The sequence below is a fragment of the Maricaulis alexandrii genome, assembly GCF_005871165.1.
Taxonomy (GTDB): Bacteria; Pseudomonadota; Alphaproteobacteria; order Caulobacterales; family Maricaulaceae; genus Maricaulis; species Maricaulis alexandrii.
The window spans coordinates 496,902-517,070 of the sequence record NZ_SWKP01000005.1 but is presented as its reverse complement, the minus strand read 5'-3'; the positions used below and the strand labels follow the sequence as shown (position 1 = coordinate 517,070).

The window sequence follows — 20,169 nt, the reverse complement described above, 5'->3', positions numbered from 1 at the left end:
GACGCGTACCAATTCAAGGCAGGTTCATGGATATTGAAGCTCTGATTTCCCTTGCGCTGTACTTCATCCTGATGATGGGGATCGGCCTATACGCCTATCGCAAGTCGACGGATGACGTGTCCGGCTACATGCTGGGCGGACGTCAGCTGAACCCGGCGGTTGCCTCGCTCTCGGCGGGCGCCTCCGACATGTCCGGCTGGATGCTGATGGGCCTGCCCGGCGCGATCTTTGCGACCGGCTTTTCCGAAGCCTGGATCGCGATCGGCCTGATCATCGGGGCGTATTTCAACTATCGCCTCGTGGCCCCGCGCCTGCGCGTCTACACGGAGATCGCCGACGACGCGATCACCATTCCGGACTATTTCGAGAAGCGCTTCAACGACACCTCGCGCACGCTGCGCGTCCTGTCGGCGGTGGTGATCATCATCTTCTTCACCCTCTACACCTCCGCCGGTGTGGTTTCGGGCGGCAAGCTGTTCGAGGCCTCCTTCGGCCTGAACTACCAACTCGGACTGTTCCTGACCGCCGGTGTGGTGGTGGCCTACACCCTGTTCGGCGGCTTCCTCGCCGTCTCCCTGACCGACTTCGTGCAGGGCTGCATCATGTTCGTGGCCCTGGTCCTGGTACCGGTGGTGACCATCATGCAGCTGGGCGGGTTCGGCCCGACCACGGACGCGCTGAGCACGCTGAGCGTGGATGTCGGCGGATGGGAGAAACCCTATCTGTCCATGATCCCGCAGGAGAGTCTGGGGCTCGCCGTGATCGGCATCATTTCCACCATGTCCTGGGGTCTGGGCTATTTCGGCCAGCCGCACATTATCGTGCGCTTCATGGCCGTTAAGACGCTCAAGGACGTCGCCACGATGCGCCGCATCGGCATGAGCTGGATGATCATCACCGTGATCGGTGCCGTGCTGACCGGTGCTGCCGGCCTGGCCTATGTGAAGAGCCAGGACATCCCGGTGGCCGATGACGTCAATGTTGCCCGCGTGGTCGACGCGCCGGCGGAAGCCACCAGCTTCTCCGAACTGGAAAACATCGACACGACCGGGGCCTTCTCGGAAGGCGAACAGGTCATGCTGAGCGACCAGGAAACCATCTTCATCCTGCTCTCCCAAGTGATCTTCCACCCGTATATCGCCGGCTTCCTGCTGGCCGCCATCCTGGCCGCCATCATGTCGACGATCTCGTCTCAGCTGCTGGTCTCGTCCTCTTCGCTGACGGAGGATTTCTACAAGATCTTCCTGCGACGGGGGGCCAGCCAGAAGGAACTCGTCCTGGTCGGCCGGATCTCGGTTTTCGCGGTCTCGCTGGTCGCGATTGCCCTGGCCTTCGATCCGGACAGCAACATCCTGTCCCTGGTCTCCAATGCCTGGGCCGGTTTCGGCGCGGCCTTCGGTCCGCTGATCCTGATCAGCCTGTTCTGGCGCGGCATGACCCGGGCCGGCGCTGTGGCCGGCATGGTGGTCGGTGCGGCCACGGTCCTGATCTGGATCTATGTGCTGAACCTGTCGGGTGTGATGTATGAAATGGTGCCGGGCTTCATCGCCGCGACCATTGCCATCTTCCTGGTCTCCAACATGACCCGGAAACCCGATGCCTCCGTCACCGATCATTTCGACTCGATGACCGGCATTCTCAAGGACGGCAAACTGCCCAGCGAAAGCCAGGGCTAGGCGTCACCCGGACGGACATGAAGAGGACCGGCTCCGGAAAGGGCCGGTCCTTTTTCATGGGTGCTGCCATTCAGGAAATGAGCGTATCAGACGGGAATTCCGGCATGAAGCGCAGCCAGACCTGGGTGCCGCCCGCCTCGACCTTGTACCGCTCCATCTCGCCATTCACGCGCCGGGCCATGGCCTGCATGATGGAGGAGCCCATCCCGTCAGCACTGTCCGCGCCCAGTCCCTGGCCGGTATCGCGCACCGACACGCCGACGCGGCCATCCTCCCGCATCTGCACGCTCACCCGCACCTCGCCGGAGGCTCCGTCGGGAAAGGCGTGTTTGAAGGCATTGGTGACGGCCTCGGTCACAAAGAGCGCAACCGGAATGGCCTGTTCCGGATCCAGCGACACATCCGCCTCATCCACCCGCAGGAGAATGTCGGACTGAAGCTCACCGGAGGCCTGGCCGAGATAGTGGAGCAATTGCTCCAGGAAGGCGTGCATCTCGACGGTGCGCAGATCATCATTCTCGTAGAGCGTCCGGTGGACCAGGGCGAGCGCATTGATCCGCCCGCGGGCCTCGATGAGGACCCGCCGCGCCTCGTCATCGGTCGCCCGGCGGGCCTGGATGTTGAGCAGGCTCATCGTGACCTGGAGATTGTTCTTCACCCGGTGGTGGATTTCCCGCAGCAGGGCCCCGCGCTGGTCGGCGACGGTCTCCAGCTCCTCGGTCCGCGCATTCAGGTCACGGGCCATGGACTCCATCGTGTCGGCCAGGGTGCGGATCTCGACCGGGGCATGCCGGGCCAGCACCGGCTGCACATCCAGTCGCCCGGCCCCGTAGAGGCGCGCCACCCGGCCCAGATAGGCCAGCCAGCGCAGCACGAAGAAGCCGACAGCCAAGGACACGCAGGTCAGGGCCAGCAACCACATGAGCGACGGCACGAGCACGGTGCCGACAATGTCGAACCCGGCCCAGCTTCCCATGAGAAGCGCGGGCGAGATCAGGGCCAGCTGCACGCCCCGCCCGGTCAGGGGAGCGATCAGGATGACCTTGCCCGGCGCGCCGGAAATCTGTTCCAGCACCACCGGCTCACCGGTCTCGCGCACATTCGCCAACGCATCGCCCGGCAAGCGGGCCATGCGGTCCCCCTCTCCGGCTTCGGAGACATAGGCAAGATTGCCCTCATCATCACTCAGGGCCAGGCTCATTTCCTCGGGGAGATCCTGGGTCCGCAACAGGGCCAGTGCCGAGCGGACATCCAGGTCGACCGCCACCGCGCCGGCAAACATGTCGCTCGACGGAAGACGGTGCGCCGCCGTCATCACCGGCCGGTGCAGGAGCCAGTCGAGATAGACCCCGCTGAAACTCTCATCCTGCCCCCCGGCCAGGCGGGCGAACCAGACATGCCGGGCGGCATCGATCACCGGCTCGGACTCGGCCGCCGAACACACCACCTCGCCATGCTCATTGATGAGTTTGAGATTGGCGAAGAGCGGCTGGGCCGTCTGCAAGGCCTGCAGCGTCTCCACACATTGTTCCGCCGGCATGTCGAACAGGCCGGGATAGCTGGCAAGGCCCGCCACGAAGCCCGCCGTCCGCTCCAGCTCGGTATCCAGCTCGGCGGTGGCCTCGACCAGTTCGGCATGGAAGCGGGCGAGCTGCTCCTGCCGCTCCTCGCGGAACTCGATCACGCCCTGGGCGACGGACAGGACCAGAAGCGGGCTCAGGCTGAGCGTCAGAACAGCCAGCAATTGGAGACGCAGGCCACGGCCCGTCTGCCCCCACCCGCGGGAATTCAGAAAGGCCCTCAGCCCGATGAACGGCATGCAGACATCTGTTCGAGGTCGCCCAGAAGGCTGTCCAGCGCATCCACGGCGGAGACGCCGTCATCGCCCCGACCGATCTTCGGCCCGGCCTTGAGAACCTCCAGCAGACGGGCGCGGGCCCGGTTTACCCGGCTTTTCATGGTGCCGACCGCGCAGCCGCAGATTTCAGCGGCCTCCTGGTAGGCATAACCGCCCGCCCCGACCAGGATCAGGGCCTCGCGGTGTTCCTCGGACAGTTCGGACAGGGCGCGGCGGACATCATCGAGCGCCATGACGTCATCCTGATCCACGGCCGCCGGCAGGGTTTCGCGGGCATGGTCATCATCCAGCTGGACCTGGCGCCAGGAGCGGCGCTTGTCCGAGTAGAACTGGTTGCGGACAATGGTCATCACCCAGGCCTTGAAATTGGTGTTGGCCCGGAACTGGGCACGGCGATCCCAGGCCCGCAGCAGAGCGTCCTGCGCCAGGTCATCCGCCGCCGTCGCGTCCTGGGTCAGACCGCGGGCAAAGGCCCGCATGTGGGGAATCGCGTCGTGCAGCAAAGTCTTGAATGCGGCATCGTCCAGGCGGGTCGGGGTTGGATCAGTCATGATCGCCTCCCGTTTTCGCGACCGGTGCGGGTGCGTCTGTTCCTTCTTCGCCGTCGAGGGCGGCAAGAAGGTCCTCGAACGCGTCCGGCACGCCTTCCTCCAGAACCCCGTCATACAGGTCGCGCAGGCGCTGCCCGATCAATTGCTGCCGGGACCGGGCCGTATCCGCATCAACCAGTTTGGGGTGGCGGCTTATTCCACTTTCATCGCGCATGGTCTGCCAATCGCTCGGGCTCATCGCCCCGTTGAGTGTAACATGGACCGTGTCAAAATCACGGCAGGCTGAGCCTGCAACGCCCGGAACGGCCAAAGGTTCCAAAAAAATTCACACCGGCGGGAACCGCTCGCCGAATTGCGCGTTAGAGAAGAGATAGAGTCCGGCCTGCCCGGACGGACAGAACAGGATTGATGAGGCTCATGGCGTTTTCCGACAGCTTCAAACCGCACATTCCCTACCTGCGCCGTCATGCCCGGCTTCTGACCGGGGACCAGGCACGCGGGGACGCCGCCGTGCGCGATGCCCTGCAGGCCGCCGTCGCCGGCCAGGCCAGCATCGAGACCGACTGGCCGCCCCGGGTGGCGCTCTACCGGCTGTTTCACGCCTGCTGGAAGCCGGAGGCCGCGTCTCCCGTCTCGGACGATACGACCCAGGCCCAGCTGGACCGGATTCCGGCCTTGGCCCGGCGCGCCCTCCTGCTGACTGCCGTGGAAGGTTTCCCGGCGCGCGATGCGGCCCGCATCCTCGGCCTCAATGCCGGTGATATCGACCACCTCCTCGTCGACGCCCAGAACACGATCGAGGCGGGCTTGCGGACCCGCGTCCTGATCATCGAGGACGAACCCATCGTCGCCCTGGATATCGAAGCCATCATCGCCGATGCCGGCCATGATGTGGAGGGCGTGGCCCGGACCCGGCGCGAAGCCATCGACCTGTTCCGCTCCAGCGAGATCGGCCTTGTTCTGGCCGACATCCAGCTGGCCGATGGCTCCTCCGGCATTGATGCGGTGAACGACATCCTGGCCGATCAGGACGTGCCGGTTGTCTTCATCACGGCCTATCCGGAGCGCCTTTTGACCGGAGAACGGCCCGAACCGGCCTATCTGATCACCAAACCCTTCATGCCCGAGACCATTGCGGCCACGATCAGCCAGGTTCTCTTCTTCGCCGACGCCAAGCCGGCCGAGCCGGCGCCGCTCATCGGCTGAGCCCGGCACGCGCTAGGTCAACTGGACCAGAAGCAACAGGACCGACGCCGTCATCAGGGCGATGTATGCGAGGACCCGCGACGGGGTTTCTTGCGGTTTCATACCGGCCTCCCAATAAGTTGGCGTGAGTTCAATCAACGCACTGGCCGGCAAAGCGTTCCCGAATTCGCGACCGGACACGAAAACGCCCGCTCCAGAAGGAGCGGGCGCTCTTTTCGGGATGAACCGGCCGGATCAGGCCTGGGGTTCGTCCATCATCGTTTCGGCGTCGGTTTCCACCTCGGCCTCGGCTTCGGGCTCACCCGGCAAGGACATCGTCCAGACCCGGAATTCGGTCTCGCTCAGAGCACCGTCATCATCATGGTCGAACGTGTCGAACCGGTCCTCGGTCACATCCGGCGCAACGGCCTGGATTTCGGTGAGGCTGACTTCGCCATTACTGTCGGCATCCACCTCTTCGAAGGTGATGGTGGCGGCCATGGCCGGGGTCGCGGCACCAAAAAGCGTAGCGGCCGCAATCAGAAGGGTCTTTTTCATCGGGTCTCTCCCATGTCTTTGACCAATGTGGCCGCCAGAGCAGCGGCACACCTCATCAACGCGCACCCGCCCGGTTCGATCCGTCCGCAAATGGGGCCATTCCGTGGCAATCCGGCTTTCAAGAGATCGGGTGTCCAAAGACGGGAACTCAGCTATCCTTGCGTGCGTTCCATAGGGGGACGTCACTTGAGAGGAGACTGCCATGAAACTGAAACTCTGGATTCTGGCCCTCAGCGCCGCCGGTCTGGTGGCCTGTTCCGACGGTCCGGCTGAAGATGCCGGCGAAGAAGTCGATGAAGCCGTCGAAGAGATGACCGGCGAAGACTCCGGGACGATGGAAGAAATGGGCGAAGCCATGGACGACATGGCCGACGACGTCCAGGACGCGGCCGAAGACATGGAAGAGGCCGTCGAAGACGCCGACGACGAACCGCAGTAAGCGGATCAAGCCTGGCACCTGGCCCCCAACCGGCCGATGCGCCTGTCAGGACATCGGCCGTGCCAGCAATTCATTGACCCGGGATTCAAATGCCCGGCCCACCCGGACTTCCGTTCCGTCCTCCAGACGCAGCGTCTTGCATCCGGTCGACGTGGCCGCAGTCCGCGCAATACGGCGCAGATTGACGATCGCCGACCGGTGCACCCGGGCGAATTGATGGTCATCGAGCCGTTTTTCCATTGACCCCATGGTCGCCCGCATCAGCCAGGACCGGGCCCCGGAATGGATGCGGACATAATCGCCTTCCGCCTCCACCCAGTCGATCCGCGTCTTTTCCAGCCGCACGCGGCCGCGCCGGTCCCGGATCCACAAATCCGGGTGCCGGTCGCCGTCATGGCCGCGCAGGGTGTGGACCAGGGCTTCCAGTTCATCGGCCCGGGCATTGGCGTCACGGCTGGCCAGATGGGTCCGCACGCGCCCCAAGGCCTCGTCCAGCCGTTCCATCTCCACCGGCTTCAGCAGATAATCGATGGCCGCCGCTTCGAAGGCACGGACGGCATGGGTCTCATAGGCCGTCACAAAGATGATCTCCGGACGGCTGCCCTCGCTCAGCAAGGCCGCCACCTCGAACCCGTCCAGCTGCGGCATCTGGATATCAAGAAACACCACATCCGGGTTGAGCTCCCGCGCGGCCCGGATCGCGGCCTGCCCGTCCCGGACCGCCGCCACCACATCCACCCAGGGGCGCCGCGACAGCAGGATTTCCAGCCGGCGCAGGGCCAGGGGCTCATCATCGACCAAGAGTACGCGCATCCTATTCCTCCCCGCTCTTTCGTATCGTCTCCATCGGCAGATCCATCACGACCTCGAACCCGCCTTCCCCGGTCGGACCGGCCTCAAGACTGGCCCGGTGTCCGTAGAGAACGTCCAGCCGCGACCGGATATTCGCCAATCCCACGCCGGCGCCCGCCGCCGGAACCGCGCCGTACCCCCCGCCCGAATCCCGCACCGAGATCTGCAGCCGACCGGGCTCCGACAGGGTCGCCCGCACCTCGACCCGGACGGGTTCGATGGTTCGCGAGACCGCGTATTTCACCGCGTTTTCCAGGACCGGCTGCAGGATCAGGGTCGGCACAAGCGCCATTTCGACCCGCGGATCGACATCGATATCAACCTGCAAACGGTCCCCGAACCGGGTGGCCTCGATATCCAGATACAGGCGCTGGGCATCCAGTTCCTGGTTCAGCGGCAATTGATCGTCCGGCGCCACATCCAGGGTGAAGCGCAGGAAGCGGGACAGGCGCGTCAGCATCGCGTCGGCCTCGTCATTGCGCTTGTCCAGCAAGAGGGAGGAAATGGCGTTGAGCGTGTTGAACAGGAAATGCGGATTGAGCTGGAAGCGCAGCATTTTCAACTGCGATTCCTGGGCCAGCATGATCGAATTGTAGAGCTGGCGTTCCTGGATGCGAAGACGCCGGGTGGTGTCCAGGGCCAGGTAGAAGCCGGACCAGCCCACGAAGACCGGGAAGTTCAGGAAGATCCAGCGCGGCGCCGCATAGAGCAGGAAGCTGAAGCCGATATTGATCGGCTCGCCATTGCGCAGCGGTGCCTCGACGGGAAAGACCACGTAATAGGCGGCCCAGATCGCCGTGATATAGCCCAGTGTCAGCACGATCGCGCAGGCCAGCGCCAGCGCCGCCCGCCGATAGAGCGGCCAGTGTCGGGTCGGTTTCAGGAAGACATAATGCGCCAGGGCGGTCAGGATCAGACCGGAGCTCTCGGCCACACCGATCCGCCAGATATTGAGGGGACTCTCCCCGGAATTGATCGCATTGGCTGACGAGAAGACCAGCATCGCCCCCCAGAACACGCTCTGGAAGGTCCAGAACCAGCGCGCATCCATGCCCGGAACCGCCTCATCCTGACCCAGAATGGCGGTGCGGACCGCATGATAGCGGGCCGTCGCCGCCTGTTCGGCAGGCGGGGCGGGACGGTCCTGGTCCAGAAGCAGGAAGAAACCGGCATGGGCTATGAAGATCCAGTAGTGCTTGAACATCATCTGGAGGACGTGGATGCCCGCCGCGACCCCGTCGAGCCGATCCGGCCGCATCGGTGCGATCAGAAACGCGGCCAGCCCGGCATAGAGGGTGACCGCGACCAGGGAGAGCGTGGCCGCCAGAAGCAGGCGGGTCGGCGCATTCCAGTGACGGACTTCCGAAAGGCGCCAGGCGATGCCGATCGACAGAAACGCCCCGATCACATCCGCCAGGATGAAACGCCACAGCATGTCCAGATGCGCACTGACCGGCTCCCAATTGGCCGCCAGCGACAGAACGGAGAAAATCCCCCAGAAGCCGAAGGACAGGGCCACCAGGGTGACAACACCCCAGGGAGCCCGCCACCTTCTCAGTCCCCAGCGCGACGGGTCGCCCCCGAGACGGGTCATGTCTGTGCCCATGGTCATGCGTCAGTATAGGCCCAGCACCCCCGGTGCTGGAAATCGCTCCGCGACCACTTTGTCGTGAAAATCCTGTCGTTTGTCTCATGTTTGGCCGGAATTCGTCGGCGCCAAACCCGTTAACCGCGTTTCCTGGCCTGATCGCCGCTTTGCTGGCGAAGTGTGTGTCAGCCCCATGACAGCGTGATCAGTGACGAGCGGGGGGACCGCGCGTCGATGGCGCCTGCGCGCCTTCAGAACCCCAAGTCTATGAGGGAAAAATGAGTCGCGAATTCAAGTCACACCCGTCTCTGCGGGACGTTCTTCTGTCCGGTGCGGCCCTGGCCGGGCTGGTCCTGGCCGGCACGTCAGCCGCCCAGGCCCAGGACAATGACGTCGTCGTGGTCACGGGCACCCGGATCCAGTCACCCAATGTGGTGTCGTCCAGCCCCGTGAACACGGTCGATGAGGTCGAGCTGGAATTCCAGCAGGAAGCCAATATCGAACGGGTCTTCCGCAATCTGCCGTCGACCATTCCCGGTGACGGCCAGAATGTGAACAACGGGACGGCGGGTGCCGCCTCCATCAACCTGCGCGGCCTGGGCACCAACCGGTCCCTCGTCATGGTCGATGGCAAGCGCCTCACCCCCTATGCCCTGACCGGTATTGTCGACACCCAGACCATCCCGGCCAACATGATCGAACGGATTGATGTTGTGACGGGTGGTGCGTCGGCCGTGTACGGCTCCGATGCCATGTCCGGCGCTGTGAACTTCATCCTGAAGGATGATTTCGAAGGCGTGGAGATCAGCTATGAGGGTCGCGCTTCGGAAGAATCCGATGGCGAACAGCACGCCATTTCCGTGCTTCTGGGCACCAATCTGAATGATGGCAGCGGCAATGTGACGGCCAGCCTGGGCTATACCCAGCGCTTTGGCGTCCAGTTCGGCGACCGGCCCTTCGGTGCCGTCGGCGTGTCCTCCACCAATGGCTCCGGCCTCGGTGGCACCCCGGTCCTGCCGGGCGAACCGGACTGTCAAAGCCCCGGCGGTGTTGATGAAACGGCCTCCGGTTCCACCACGGCCATCCCGACCGCTCTGGACCTGCCCGGCATGACCCTGCAGATCCGCGATGACGGCTCGCTCGGTCCGCGCTGCTCGCGCTTCAACTTCAACCCGTTCAACTACTACCAGACGCCGCAGGAGCGGTTTAACCTGGACGTGAACGGCCGCTACGAGATCAACCGTCACTTCGAGATCTATGGCCGGGGCAATTTCACCTCAACCAATGTGACCCAGCAAGTCGCGCCGTCCGGCGTGTTCGGCAATGTCTTCGAAGTGCCCCTGATGAACCCCTTCCTGACGGCCCAGGCGCGTCAGGCGATCATCGACCAGGTCAACACCTTCGCCACCGGCGCCGGCCTGGGCGTGTTCGACCCGGTCACCGGGGCGATCGACAACAACAATAACGGCGTGTTCGACCTCGCCGACTCCATTGATGTTCCGATCCGCCGCCGCACACTGGAACTGGGGACGCGGTCCGAAGCCTTCGATGCCAACCAGTTCCACTTCGTGCTCGGCCTGCGGGGCGACCTGATGGGCGACTGGATCTATGATCTGTCCTTCCAGCATGGCGCTTCCGACCGGACCCGCGTCCGCGCCGGCTACACCAATGTCTCCAACATCGCGATTGCCCTGAACACGGTGGATCCGGACACGTGTATCACCCCGAGCGGTGATACCGGTCCGTCGACCTGTGTGCCGCTGGACCTGTTCTCCACCGGCTTCGGTTCGATCACCGACGACATGGCAGGCTTCTCGTCCGTCACGGCGCTGCTGCAGGAGAAGACCACCCAGACCATCGTGTCCGGCTCGGTCAGCGGCCCGATCAGCGGCTGGCAATCGCCCTTCGCCGACAGCCCGGTCGATACGGCCTTCGGTTTCGAATATCGCGACGAGACGGCGTCATCCCTGCCGGATGATTGTCTGCAAACCCCGCCGACGAGCTGTCAGGGCGGTGCCGGGGGCAATATCCTGCCCGTTTCCGGTGGCTATGACGTCTATGAGGCCTTCGGTGAGATGTACATTCCGCTGGTCCAGAGCCGTCCCGGCTTCGAGGACCTGAATGTCGAGCTGGGCTATCGCCTGTCCGACTTCTCGCTGTCCGGTCAGTCCACGACCTGGAAGGCGGGTGTGAACTGGTCGCCGGTGGAAAGCCTGCGTTTCCGCGCCATGCTGCAGCAGGCCAACCGGGCCCCGAACATCTCCGAACTGTTCAGCCCGATCACGACCGGCCTGTCGAACGCAACCTATGACCCGTGCTCCAACGGCAATCCGAATGCGATCGACGCCTCGCTGCGCGCCCTGTGCGAATCCACCGGCGTCCCCGCCGCCCTGGTCGGTGTGGTCGGTGACATCGTTGCCGGTCAGGTCAACCAGTTCGCCGGCACGGTCCCGACCGATCTGCCCGATCCGGAAAGCGCCAACACGCTGACCCTCGGCATGGTCTGGTCGCCGAGCCTGAACATCGCCAACCTGACCGACCCGATCGTCTCGATCGACTATTACGACATCGAGATCGAAGACTTCATCGGCACCTTCTCGGGCCAGGAAGCCATGGATGCCTGTTATGTCCTGGCCGATCCGGACGCCTGTGCCGGTATTGTCCGCATCAACGGGTCGCTGGCCACGTCCGGCGCCGGCCTGCCGGGCTACAACACCAATCTGGCCTTCCGCCGTGCCGAAGGCATCGAGATCAGCGCCAATACCGGCTATGACCTCGGCGATTGGGGCATGCTCGATTTCTCGGTGAACGCCAACTACTACCTCACCAACGAGCTGCAATCGGCACCCTTCTCTGATGTCGTCGACTGTAACGGCTATTACGGCACCACCTGTGACCCGGTCCCGCAATTGCGCATCGCGCAACGCACGACCTGGTCCATGGGCGATGTCGAACTGTCCTATCTGTGGCGCCACATGTCCGGCATGGACGCCCAGGTGGAAGAGGCCGCGAACCTCTTCCCGGCCTTCCGCTCGATCGATGCCTACAACTATTTCGATCTGTCCGGAGCCTATACGGTCAATGACAATGTCCGTTTCGTCGCGACGGTGGACAATATCTTCAACGAAGATCCGCCGGTCATCGGCAACTCGACGGGCACCACGGCCTTCAACTCGGGCAATACCTATCCGAGCCTGTATGACGTGCTCGGACGGGTCTACACGGTGGGTGTGACGGTCAACTTCTAGGCCCCTGAACCCGAAACACCCATAGGCGGCGGCCCGGCAACGGGCCGCCGTCTTGCTTTTGCGGTTGATGCCGGATCAGGCGCTGGCGGCGGTGCTGCCGGTATCGGCCATCGGGGCGAGGGCACTGAGAACGAGGTCGAACGCCCCGTCCTGGCCGAAACTGACCCGGCTCTTCGACCCGACTTCGGCCTGGTGGACCCCGGTCACGGCGCCTGTGGAGATCAGGGTTCCTGCGGGAAGCGCAATGCCGCGCTCCTGCATCAGGCGCAGGATGAATTCGAGCGCGCCCAACGGCCCGCCGGGCAGGGACGCGGCCGTGGTCTCACCCACGGTTTCCCCGTCGATTTCCACCTTGGCCGGCAGGTCGGTCAGCGGGCGGTCGCGCCAGCCATCGATTTCCGGCCCGAGGATGAGGCCGTAATTATTGCCGAAATCGGTGATGACGCAGATCGGACCCAGATCATTGATGCCCGGGAAGGGGCTGGAGGCGATCTCGACGCCGACATGCAGCGAAGCCGCGACCTCACGGGCCAGTTCCGGCGTGATCGCCGTTCCGACCGGCACATCCCGACCCAGCTTGATGATGAATTCCGCTTCGACCGCTGCAAACCCGTCGGCAAAGACCGGCATGTCGTGGACCTGGCCATCGGCATGGTCATGAACGAGGCGGCTGAACACCGGTCCGACCAGCCGCTCCGCGCCCACAGCCTCGCGGAAGGCGGGCGGGACCAGGCCGATTTTCCAGCCGGCCACTGTGTCGGGCCAGAGCGAGATCGAATAATCCTGGATCTCGTAGCCCTCGGCCATGCTGGCCGGAAGAATACCGGGATAATCCGGCAAGCCAGCCGCCTTGCGGCGTGCCGACACGAAAGCCTCCGAGATGGATTTCTGATTGGGCGTCAAAGCGTATATTCCCCGGTTTTCCTCGCCTTGTTCTGTGGCGGGTTAGTCTGACGAAGGGGCTTGAACCGCCTTCGATTTGGGTTACGGTTCCAAAAAAGGAAACCGGTGTCATTTTTCACGGTATTCCCCCAAGATCAAGCCGCAAGCTCAAATCTGCGGCCAGCAAACGGGGCGCTGCAGGGGTATTGAGGCAGGCCCGGGAGGAGACGGACATGTTCAGGAGCGCTTTGCTCATTGGCGTTTGCGCCATCGCGACCGGTTGCAGCGATGTGCCGCAGGCCGACACTGCACAAAACACCGCCGAAGACACGACACCGGCGCCGGCTCCGGAGCCGGCCGAGGCGGCACCGGCCAGCCCGCAATTGATCGCCTTCCCGGGCGCCGACGGATTCGGCCGCTATTCGGTCGGCGGACGCGGCGGCACGGTCTATACGGTCACCAATCTCAATGACAGCGGCCCCGGCTCCCTGCGTGAAGCGGTCGAAGCGGACGGGCCGCGCACCGTGGTCTTTGCCGTTTCCGGCACGATCCAGCTGGAGGACCGGCTGACCATCGAGAACGACAATATCACCATCGCCGGACAGACCGCGCCGGGCGCCGGGATTGCGCTGCGCGACTATCCGCTGCGCATCAACGCCAACAATGTCATCGTACGCTATATCCGCTCACGCATTGGCGGCGAGAGCCTGGTCGAGGATGACAGCATCTCGATCGTGGGCGGGTCCGACATCATCGTCGACCATGTCTCCACGAGCTGGGCGATCGATGAAGTCCTGTCCTCCTCGCAGAGCTATCGCGGCCTGCCGGGACAAAAGCACCTGACCAATCTGACGGTGCAATGGTCGATCATTTCCGAAGGCCTGTACGATGCCGGCCATGAAAAGGGTGATCGCGCCTATGGCAGCCTGATCCGCGGCAATGACGGGGCCCGCTATTCCTGGCACCACAATCTGTGGGCCAACAATCATTCCCGCATGCCGCGCATCGGCAATTATGCGACGCCGTTTGAGGATCCGGACGGGCTGCTGATCGATTTCCGCAATAATGTTTTCTACAATTGGGGCCATGGCGCACAGACCGATTTCTGGGACTGGATCCCCGAAAGCGCCGATTTCGATCCCAGCCAGCACATGGGCCTGAACCAGCCGCCGCTCTATGGTCGCGAAGGGACGGACTACCACTATGCCGCCGGCACGGATCTCGATCCGGCCTCGGTGGCGCAGTACAATTTCGTCAATAATGCCTATGTCCAGGGACCCGACACGCTCGGCCCGATCATCTTCTACATGCGCAATGCCACGGGCCGGGCCTATTTCGCCGGCAATACGATGGATGGCGAGCTGGGCGAGCAATTGCCCATGCTGCGCTCGGCCGCACACGAGCTGAGCTGGGTGGACGAGCCCTATGATGTTGTCTTCGGCGACACGCAGACGGCTCTGGAGGCCTATGAAGCCGTGCTCGACGGCGCCGGCGCCTCGCTGTGGCGCGATGCCGTCGACGAGCGCGTGGTCAATGATGTGCGCAATGGCACGGGCGGGATCATCTCCTCGGAAGCTGAAGTGGGTGGCTGGCCGGACCTGCCGGGTGGCGATCCGCGCCCGGACAGCGATGGCGACGGCATGCCGGATGCCTGGGAAGAGGCCAACGGCCTTGACGCATCCGACCCGTCCGACGGCGCTCTGGATCGTGATGGCGACGGCTACACAAATCTGGAAGACTGGCTGAACAGCTTGGTACCGGCGAACTAGACAAGCCGCGGATCAGGGGGGAGAGCCATGATCAATCGACGCCATCTGATTGCCTCGGGGGCGGCCCTGGCCGTCGCCGGATGCGGCCGCAAAGAGCGGGCCCTCAACTCGGCCGACGCCCATGCCTCGGACTATCCGACCGTGCAGGGCGTGCAGGCCATGGCCGACATGATCGCCGAACGCTCCGGCGGCCGCCTGTCGATGAAGATCTTCGCCGGCGGCCAGCTCGGTTCGGAACGCGACACGCTGGAACTGACCGTGTTCGGCGCGCTCGACCTGAACCGGGTCAATCTCGCCCCGCTCAACTCCATCGCCTCCGAAACCGTGGTGCCGGCCCTGCCTTTCCTGTTCAACTCGATCGGCCATATGCGCCGCTCGCTGGACGGAGCCCCGGGCCAGGCCATTCTGGATTCGCTGGAACCGCACGGCCTGGTCGGCCTGTGCTTCTATGACAGCGGCGCGCGCAGTTTCTACAATACGCGCGGCCCGATCATGGAACCGTCCGACCTGCGCGGGCTGAAGATCCGGGTTCCCAATTCCGACGTCTATGTCTCCATGGTCGGCGCGCTGGGTGCCAATGCCACGCCGATGTCCTTCGGCGAGGTCTATCAGGGCCTGGTCCAGGGCGTGATCGACGGCGCAGAGAACAACTGGCCCTCCTATGAAGCCACCCGGCATTTCGAGGCCGCCCGGTATTATTCCCTGTCGCGCCATGTCATGGCCCCGGAAGCCCTGGTCATGTCCAAGCGCAGCTGGGACCGGCTCTCGCCGGACGATCAGGACCTGTTCCGGCAGGCCGCGCGCGACAGCGTGCCCGTGATGCGGGCGCTGTGGGATGCGCGCGTCGACGCCTCGCGGCAACGGGTTCTGGACGCCGGCATCCAGGCCAACGAAATCCCGGATATCGGCGCCTTCTCCGAACGCATGGGCGATGTCTGGGACCGGTATGTCACGACGGATATCCAGCGCCGCCTGGTCGAGGATATCCGCAATATGGGGGCTGAAGCCTGATGTCTGCCCTGGCCCATTTCCTGCGCCTCGCCAGCCGCAGCCTCCTGGTTGTCGGCGGTATCGGCCTGACCGTGATGACGCTGATCATCGGCTGGCAGGTCTTCGCGCGCTACGTCCTCAATGCCAGCCCGTCCTGGTCCGAACAGGCCTCGCTGGTCCTGATGATCTGGTATGTCTCCTTTGCGGCCGCCGCCGGCGTGAAGGAAGGCTTCCACATCCGCATTTCCGCCCTGGTGAATGCCCTGCCCGGCGGGCCGCGCAAACTGGTCGATACCGGCGCCCAGCTCGTGGTCGCCCTGGTCGGCATCGCCATGGCGGTGTGGGGCGGTGAGCTGATCATGCGGACCTGGGAGCATGTCATTCCGACCCTCGGCATTCCGCGCGGTGCGGCCTATCTGCCCCTACCCATTTCCGGCGCGCTAATGACGCTGTTCGCCCTGGAAAACATCCTGGAAATCCACAACCCGGCCGCCGCCGGCGAACCGGAGGCGTAAGGCATGGAACTCGCCATTCTCCTGGGCGTGCTGACGCTGCTGCTGGTCTGCGGTGTCCCGGTCGCCTTCTCCCTTCTGGGCGCGACGCTCGTCACCTTCTTCTTCATGGACCTGCCGGCCATCGGCGTGTTCCAGCGCATGGCGGGTGGCATGAGCGTATTCTCGCTCATGGCCATTCCCTTCTTCGTCTTTGCCGGGGAACTCATGCACCGGTCCGGCATTGCCGAAAGGCTTGTCAGGGTCGCCGAAGCGGCCTTCGGCCAGGCCCGCGGTGGTCTCGGCCAGGTCGATGTCGGCGCGTCCATGCTGTTCGGAGCCGTGTCCGGTTCCGCCATCGCCTCGGTCTCGGCCATGGGCTCCACCCTGATGCCGATGATGAAGTCACGCGGCTATGATGCGGACTATGCCGTGAACGTCACCTCGACCTCGGCCATCTGCGGCCTGCTCATTCCGCCGTCGCACAACATGATCATCTACGCGGCCGCCGCCGGCGTCGGCGTGTCGATCGGCGAGCTGTTCGTCGCCGGCATCGTGCCGGGCTTGCTCACCGGGGGCGCCCTGATGGTGGCCGCCTGGGCCGTCGCCGTGAAGCGCGGCTATCCGCGCGGCGAGTTTCCCGGTTGGATGGTCTTCCTGCGCGCCCTGATCATGGCCCTGCCGGGCCTGATGACCGCCATCATCATTGTCGGCGGCGTACTCGGCGGCCTGTTCACGGCCACGGAAAGCTCCGCCATCGCGGTCATCTACACGGTCGCCGTCGCAGCCCTGCTGTATCGCTCCATGGGCGCGAAAGCCTTCCTCGAAGCCGCGGTCCAGGCCGTGCGCACCACGGCCATGGTCCTGCTCATCATCGGCTCCGCCTCCGCCTTCGGCTGGACGCTGGCCCTGCTGGAAGCACCGGCCCAGCTGGCCAATCTGATCACCACGCTGACCGACAATCCGATCCTGATCCTGCTGATCATCAATGTGATCCTGCTGGTCCTGGGCACTTTCATGGACATGTCGCCCCTGATCGTGATCACCACGCCCATCTTCCTGCCGATCGTGACAGGGCTGGGCATGGATCCGGTCCAGTTCGGTGTTGTGATGATGCTCAATCTGGGGATCGGCCTGGTGACGCCGCCCGTCGGCTCCGTCCTCTTCGTCGGTTCGGCCATCGGCAAGGTGCCGGTGGAGGAGACCGTGAAGACGATCTGGCCCTTCTATGGAGCGCTCTTCGTGGCCCTGATGGCGGTGACCTATTTCCCCGCCATCTCCATGAGCCTCGTCAATTTCATGCGCTAGCTCCAGCGGGCCTGGGCCTGCCGGGTCCGCGCCACGAGTTCGACAATGCCCAGCGTTGCGGCATGGGCCACCATGCCGACGCTCCACCACAGGGTGGGCCATTTCATGATCCAGTAGCCGGATGTGTCACCCAGGCTGATGGCGGCAAAGACCGCCATGCCAATCACATAGCCGGCAAAATGGATGCCCACGGACAGGCGCAGCCCGGCCACGGCCTTTTGATCCTTCTTGCGGATGATCTCGGCCGCCTCGGCTTCCGGATCGATGCACAGCGCCAGAACCTCCACCCCGAAGGCGGCCGCCAGGGCCATGAGCGTGTCCTTGGAGGCGGGTTCGCCCTTTTCGATCCGCTGCAGGGTGCGCAGACCGATCCCGGCCAGTTCGGCCAGGTGTTCCTGCGACCAGTGCCGCTCTTCGCGCCAACGTTTGATCTTTGCCGCGTCTGCCTTGAAAGCCATGATTTTCTCCTCGGGAGCTGTTGTAATCGGATGACCCCGAAAGACCAGCTCCCTCGCCAATCCGCCACGTCAGGCTTGCGTCAGATACCCGCCAGTGGCCCGCCACGAACACGTCAGCACGAAAAAGGGCGGCTCGTCGGAGCCGCCCTCTTCATCATTCCGTGTCGGTCAGACCCTAGTCCTTGGAACCGCCGAACAGGGTTTCCAGGTCGATGTCATCATTGGACTTGAAGTCATCATCCTGGTCCGCCTGAAGCTCGTCCTGGGCTTTCAGCGTGTCGGCCAGCATTTCCGGATTTTCCTCTTCCAGCTTGCGGCGGCGGGCCGAAGCCTTCTTCACCTGCTCGTCGAGGTCAATCTGGGTGCACAGGCCAAGCGAGACCGGGTCGGTCGGCTTGATATTGGCGGAGTTCCAGTGGGTGCGGTCGCGCACGGCCCCGATCGTCGTCTTGGTCGTGCCGATCAGTTTGGAAATCTGCGCGTCGGACAGTTCCGGGTGGTTGCGGACCAGCCAGGCAATCGCATCCGGACGGTTCTGGCGGCGCGACAGCGGCGTGTAGCGCGGGCCGCGACGCTTGGACGGGGAGTGCAGGTCCGCATATTTCGGCTTCACCACGGTCATCTGGTAGTCCGAATTGTTTTCGGCCTTCTCGATTTCCTCGCGGGTGAGCTGACCGTTGGAGATCGGGTCGGCACCGCGCACGCCCACAGCCACATCACCGTCCGCGATCCCCTTCACCTCCAGCGGGTGCAGGCCGCAGAAGCCGGCGATCTGGTCAAAGGTCAGCGACGTGTTGTCGACGAGCCAGACAGCCGTGGCTTTCGGCATCAGGATCTCGGTCATGGATTCCCTCTTCGTTGGGGAGAAACAAAAAAAGCCCGACACGGCGGCCGGGCTTGGGCTTCCGACGCTCTGCAAGGATGACACCTGATACAAAGCGATTTGACGCTTTTATACCGCGTTTTCGCCGCCCTGCAAAGCGGTTGCGCCGGAGATTGTCAGCAGGTCAGAAGGATCTTGCCGGAGTGCTCGCCACTGTCGAGCCGCTCATGGGCTGACACGGCCTCGGTCAGGGCAAACCGGCTGTCGATCACGGGGCGGACCTTGCCGGCCTCGATCCAGGGCCAGACCGTGTCCTTGATGGCGGCAGCCAGGCGCGCCTTTTCCGCCACCGGACGGGCGCGCAGGGTGGAACCGGTCAGCGTGATCCGCTTGAGCATGACCCGCATCAGATCCAGCTCGCACCGGCTGCCCTGCAGGAAGGCGATCGAAACCAGGCGCGCGCCGGCCCGAGCGCAGTTGATATTCTTCTGGACGTAGGGACCGCCCACCATGTCGAGGATGACATCCGCCCCGCCGGCCTCGGTGACGACGGCTTCGAAATCCTCCTCGCGGTAGTTGATCGCGATGTCCGCCCCCAGCTTGCGGCACAGCTCGACCTTCTCCGGCGTGCCGGCGGTCGCGATTACGCGGGCGCCATGGGCCTTGGCCATCTGGATCGCCGTCGTGCCGATCCCGCTTGTCCCACCGTGAACCAGAAAGGTTTCGTCCGGCGACAATGCGCCGATTTCAAACACATTGGCCCAGACGGTGAAGACGGTCTCCGGAAGGCCCGCTGCGTCCACCAGGTCCAGCCCTTTCGGTGCCGGCAGGACCGAGCCCTCCGGGGCCACGACAAATTCCGAATACCCACCTCCGGCGACCAGGGCGACCACGGCCTCGCCGACGTCCAGGCCGGTCACACCCTCGCCCAGTTCAGCCACATGCCCGGACACTTCCAGGCCGAGGCCTTCAGGCGCACCAGGCGGTGCCGGGTAGAAGCCCAAGCGCTCGATCTGGTCGGGCCGATTGACCCCGCAAGCGGTGTTCCGGATCAGCACTTCGCCCGGACCGGGAACCGGCCGGGGGCGCTCCACACAGGCCAGAACGTCCGGGCCGCCAGGCTCCTGGGCGATCACGATGTGATGGATCTGGGGCTCGGACATGGGAAACACTCCGTTCTCGCGCTATGTTCGACATCAGGGAAACAGAAGGTGGTCCACATGTTTCATGGTGACGACAGCGCGGCAAGCGCCAAGGCCAAAACCAGCATCATCCCCGGCGAAGACCTGTCGGGCCTCTCCCTGGAAGATCTGGCCGAGCGCCGCGCCTTGCTCGAGGCGGAATTGGTGCGTATCGACGCGATGACTGAGAAAAAACAGGCCGGATTATCCGCTGCGGACGCCGTGTTTAAGTTTTGATCAAGTCTTTTCGGCAAGCTGGCCCGCGTATTGCTTTGATTCGCTCGTATTCTCAGATCGACCGAAAAACGGACG

Annotated in this window: 19 protein-coding genes; 9 read left to right on the top strand and 10 right to left on the bottom strand. The window is 64.1% G+C overall.

Annotation, left to right across the window (positions count from 1 at the left end):
• The first annotated feature begins 26 nt into the window (after nucleotides 1-26).
• Nucleotides 27-1,676 carry a sodium:solute symporter family transporter gene (locus FCS99_RS05820; protein WP_138511131.1) on the top strand — a complete coding sequence of 550 codons (1,650 nt, stop codon included), beginning with the start codon at nucleotides 27-29 and terminating at the stop codon, nucleotides 1,674-1,676.
• Nucleotides 1,677-1,746: 70 nt separating this feature from the next.
• On the opposite strand, the gene FCS99_RS05815 is transcribed toward FCS99_RS05820, so the two are convergent.
• Genes FCS99_RS05815 through FCS99_RS05805 form a run of 3 tightly spaced genes read right to left on the bottom strand, consistent with a single transcriptional unit; the run spans nucleotide 1,747 to nucleotide 4,323 of the window.
• Complete coding sequence (locus FCS99_RS05815) at nucleotides 1,747-3,495, bottom strand: sensor histidine kinase (RefSeq protein ID WP_138511130.1); 1,749 nt, start codon at nucleotides 3,493-3,495, stop codon at nucleotides 1,747-1,749.
• Nucleotides 3,477-4,085, bottom strand: a complete 609-nt coding sequence (locus FCS99_RS05810; protein WP_138511129.1) for a sigma-70 family RNA polymerase sigma factor — start codon at nucleotides 4,083-4,085, stop codon at nucleotides 3,477-3,479. The genes FCS99_RS05815 and FCS99_RS05810 overlap by 19 nt, the downstream gene beginning before the upstream one ends.
• Entirely contained in the window at nucleotides 4,078-4,323 is a 246-nt protein-coding gene (locus FCS99_RS05805) for a NepR family anti-sigma factor (RefSeq protein WP_233352671.1), read from the bottom strand. The genes FCS99_RS05810 and FCS99_RS05805 overlap by 8 nt, the downstream gene beginning before the upstream one ends.
• 179 nt (nucleotides 4,324-4,502) lie before the next feature.
• Here FCS99_RS05805 and FCS99_RS05800 point away from each other — a divergent pair, with 179 nt between their 5' ends.
• Entirely contained in the window at nucleotides 4,503-5,291 is a 789-nt protein-coding gene (locus FCS99_RS05800; protein ID WP_138511128.1) for a response regulator, read from the top strand.
• A gap of 234 nt (nucleotides 5,292-5,525) precedes the next feature.
• Here the strand turns inward: FCS99_RS05800 and FCS99_RS16090 are convergent, their stop codons facing one another.
• Nucleotides 5,526-5,828, bottom strand: a complete 303-nt coding sequence (locus FCS99_RS16090; protein ID WP_171036251.1) for an EF-hand domain-containing protein — start codon at nucleotides 5,826-5,828, stop codon at nucleotides 5,526-5,528.
• 202 nt (nucleotides 5,829-6,030) lie between these two features.
• Here FCS99_RS16090 and FCS99_RS05790 point away from each other — a divergent pair, with 202 nt between their 5' ends.
• On the top strand, nucleotides 6,031-6,267 hold the full coding sequence (locus FCS99_RS05790; protein ID WP_138511126.1) for a hypothetical protein: 237 nt from the start codon (nucleotides 6,031-6,033) through the stop codon (nucleotides 6,265-6,267).
• A gap of 45 nt (nucleotides 6,268-6,312) precedes the next feature.
• Here the strand turns inward: FCS99_RS05790 and FCS99_RS05785 are convergent, their stop codons facing one another.
• Together FCS99_RS05785 and FCS99_RS05780 are read right to left on the bottom strand one after the other, a co-directional pair.
• Entirely contained in the window at nucleotides 6,313-7,080 is a 768-nt protein-coding gene (locus tag FCS99_RS05785; RefSeq protein WP_138511125.1) for a LytR/AlgR family response regulator transcription factor, read from the bottom strand.
• A 1-nt stretch (nucleotide 7,081) separates the two neighbouring features.
• Nucleotides 7,082-8,713, bottom strand: a complete 1,632-nt coding sequence (locus tag FCS99_RS05780; RefSeq protein ID WP_171036250.1) for a sensor histidine kinase — start codon at nucleotides 8,711-8,713, stop codon at nucleotides 7,082-7,084.
• 272 nt (nucleotides 8,714-8,985) lie between these two features.
• Between FCS99_RS05780 and FCS99_RS05775 the strand changes: the two genes are divergently transcribed.
• Nucleotides 8,986-11,955: a TonB-dependent receptor plug domain-containing protein gene (locus FCS99_RS05775; RefSeq protein ID WP_138511123.1), complete on the top strand. Its 2,970-nt coding sequence runs from the start codon at nucleotides 8,986-8,988 to the stop codon at nucleotides 11,953-11,955.
• A 75-nt stretch (nucleotides 11,956-12,030) separates the two neighbouring features.
• Here FCS99_RS05775 and FCS99_RS05770 read toward each other — a convergent pair whose 3' ends face one another.
• On the bottom strand, nucleotides 12,031-12,822 hold the full coding sequence (locus FCS99_RS05770) for a 2-keto-4-pentenoate hydratase (protein ID WP_199288119.1): 792 nt from the start codon (nucleotides 12,820-12,822) through the stop codon (nucleotides 12,031-12,033).
• A 248-nt stretch (nucleotides 12,823-13,070) separates the two neighbouring features.
• Between FCS99_RS05770 and FCS99_RS05765 the strand changes: the two genes are divergently transcribed.
• From FCS99_RS05765 to FCS99_RS05750, 4 genes are read left to right on the top strand one after another with little or no spacing between them, the layout of a single operon-like run.
• Nucleotides 13,071-14,606 carry a pectate lyase family protein gene (locus FCS99_RS05765; RefSeq protein WP_138511122.1) on the top strand — a complete coding sequence of 512 codons (1,536 nt, stop codon included), beginning with the start codon at nucleotides 13,071-13,073 and terminating at the stop codon, nucleotides 14,604-14,606.
• A gap of 27 nt (nucleotides 14,607-14,633) precedes the next feature.
• Nucleotides 14,634-15,617, top strand: coding sequence for a TRAP transporter substrate-binding protein (locus FCS99_RS05760; RefSeq protein ID WP_138511121.1), 984 nt, complete (start codon nucleotides 14,634-14,636; stop codon nucleotides 15,615-15,617).
• Nucleotides 15,617-16,111 carry a TRAP transporter small permease gene (locus FCS99_RS05755; RefSeq protein ID WP_138511120.1) on the top strand — a complete coding sequence of 165 codons (495 nt, stop codon included), beginning with the start codon at nucleotides 15,617-15,619 and terminating at the stop codon, nucleotides 16,109-16,111. The genes FCS99_RS05760 and FCS99_RS05755 overlap by 1 nt, the downstream gene beginning before the upstream one ends.
• 3 nt (nucleotides 16,112-16,114) lie before the next feature.
• Nucleotides 16,115-17,395: a TRAP transporter large permease gene (locus FCS99_RS05750; RefSeq protein WP_138511119.1), complete on the top strand. Its 1,281-nt coding sequence runs from the start codon at nucleotides 16,115-16,117 to the stop codon at nucleotides 17,393-17,395.
• Here the strand turns inward: FCS99_RS05750 and FCS99_RS05745 are convergent.
• The 3 genes from FCS99_RS05745 to FCS99_RS05735 form a co-directional block, all read right to left on the bottom strand.
• Nucleotides 17,392-17,853 (bottom strand): XRE family transcriptional regulator, encoded by a 462-nt coding sequence (locus FCS99_RS05745; RefSeq protein ID WP_138511118.1) that lies wholly within the window; start codon nucleotides 17,851-17,853, stop codon nucleotides 17,392-17,394. The two genes, FCS99_RS05750 and FCS99_RS05745, sit on opposite strands and share 4 nt — an antisense overlap.
• Nucleotides 17,854-18,028: 175 nt before the next feature.
• Entirely contained in the window at nucleotides 18,029-18,697 is a 669-nt protein-coding gene (locus FCS99_RS05740; protein ID WP_138511117.1) for a DUF1013 domain-containing protein, read from the bottom strand.
• Nucleotides 18,698-18,852: 155 nt separating this feature from the next.
• Nucleotides 18,853-19,839, bottom strand: a complete 987-nt coding sequence (locus FCS99_RS05735) for an NAD(P)H-quinone oxidoreductase (protein ID WP_138511116.1) — start codon at nucleotides 19,837-19,839, stop codon at nucleotides 18,853-18,855.
• Between FCS99_RS05735 and FCS99_RS05730 the strand changes: the two genes are divergently transcribed.
• Entirely contained in the window at nucleotides 19,819-20,094 is a 276-nt protein-coding gene (locus FCS99_RS05730; RefSeq protein WP_233352670.1) for a DUF1192 domain-containing protein, read from the top strand. The genes FCS99_RS05735 and FCS99_RS05730 overlap by 21 nt on opposite strands.
• Nucleotides 20,095-20,169 lie beyond the last annotated feature (75 nt).